The organism is Bartonella sp. AD328YNZD (assembly GCF_042196425.1).
This window is the reverse complement of sequence record NZ_JBHIQG010000415.1, coordinates 1-1884: the sequence shown is the minus strand read 5'-3', so window position 1 is coordinate 1884 and position 1884 is coordinate 1. Positions and strand designations below refer to the sequence as shown.

Sequence of the window (1884 nt, the reverse complement as noted above, 5' to 3'; positions counted from 1 at the left end):
GAATATCGTTACTCAGATTTTGGTAAAAAGAAATTTAAAGACGAGATTGAAGTTAAGTATAAGACGAATGATTTTCGTGCAGGAATAGCTTACAAATTCTAGTTTTTGTAGGAATAAATTCGGCTTAGGAGTTTAAGAGGTCCTATCTTTGGTAGGGCCTTTATTATAGTGGGAAAGAAATCTTTAAGTTTGAATGATTCTAAAGAGTTATTCAGATTCTTTATTGTTTAGAATGTAACTCTTTAGTTTACAAGGTATGGTTGAAATATTTGTTTGCAAAGAGGGAATGATTCGTCTTTTATATTATTACAGTTATCATCTGATAATATCGTTATTGCAAATAGTAAACTTAAAGATAGTTTTCTAAACATTAAAAAATAAAGAAAGTTTTCATGAATTGGTGCGGACGGCGGGCACCTATTTTTTCTTTCTTTAGAATTCTCTACGCTATCACCTGATTGCGCGTTTTACTTTTTTATATATTTATAACTAACTGTTTTTATTTGATTTTATTTATAAAATTGCCTTTTGTATATAATCTTGCTATCAAATGAAATCGTTCCAAGTGCGATTCAAAAGGTGGTTTAGAAGGTGGTTAGCAGAACAAGGACACGTGATAGACTATCTGTCTTATCTGTAAAAAATTTATCTAAAGGAAAATATGCTGATGGAGCTGGGCTATGGCTTATCAAAACAGCCCAAAATCAAGGGCGTTGGGTTTTTCGATTTGATTTCAATAAAAAACGTCGTGAAATGGGATTAGGCTCTTGTAGCGTTGTATCTTTGAAAGAAGCGAGGCTTAAAGCTACAGCTTGCCGTGACCTTTTGCACCAAGGTATTGACCCGATTCGTAAAAGGAAAAATGAAAAATTACGGCAGGCAGTTGATAGTATTTCTTTACAAAAAATAGTTTTAAGTGCTTTTGAAGCTAAAAAAAGCGAATTGAAAAATGAAGGTAAAGCAGCAAGGTGGTTAGCACCTCTTACATTGCATGTTTTTCCTAAACTTGGGGATATAGCAATTACTGAATTGACGCAATTTGATATAAAAGAGTGTTTGTTGCCTATTTGGAAAACAAAAAATGAAACAGCGAGCAAGGCTTTATCACGTTTGAATATTGCTATAAAACATGCCGCAGCGCGTGGCATAGATGTGGATATGCAATTGGTCCCAAAAGCAAAAGCTTTATTAGGAAAGTTTATTCAAAATGTTCAAAATATTCCTGCTATGCCATGGCAAGAAGTTCCGGCTTTTTATCAGAATTTAGATGATAAGATTCTTTCAAATTTAGCACTGAAGTTGCTTATTTTGACGGGGGTAAGGTCATATCCATTGCGATATTTGCGTCTTGAACAAATAGATAAAAATATATGGACAATACCAAAAGAAAATATGAAAGGTATTGTTGGAAAAGTTTCAGATTTTCGCGTGCCATTAAGTCATGAAGCTTTGAAAATGATTGAGAAATCCCTCCCCTTTGAAAAGAATGGTTTTTTATTTGCTGGGAGTTCTGGAAAGCCTGTATCTGATGTAACACTTTCTAAATTCATGAAAGACAAAGGTTTTGATTATAGACCCCATGGTTTCAGATCTAGTCTTCGTGACTGGATAGCAGAAACAACGTCAACACCATTTGAGATTGCTGAAACTGTTCTTGCGCATTCAGTTGGGAGTTCAGTGACAAAAGCTTATATGCGGACAGATTTTTTAGAACAACGACATACCCTTATGGAACAGTGGGCTGCATTTATAACAGGAGCGACCTAAGGGGATCAAATTGTTAATGTTTTGAAAACCACTGTTTCATATGTGCAAAGACATTCTCTATCGCCTCCATGAGACGAGCAAAATTAAGAAACCATTTTCTAAAGAATTTCGCGCGTC

General features: G+C 34.6%; 2 protein-coding genes. Both read left to right on the top strand.

The genetic code is table 11. The features are described from left to right. Window positions 1-102: outer membrane protein (locus ACFIO3_RS12380; protein ID WP_375704547.1), on the top strand; the 102-nt coding region annotated here is incomplete at its 5' end. A gap of 489 nt (window positions 103-591) precedes the next feature. Beyond that, window positions 592-1767, top strand: coding sequence for a tyrosine-type recombinase/integrase (locus ACFIO3_RS12375; RefSeq protein WP_375608273.1), 1176 nt, complete (start codon window positions 592-594; stop codon window positions 1765-1767). Window positions 1768-1884 lie beyond the last annotated feature (117 nt).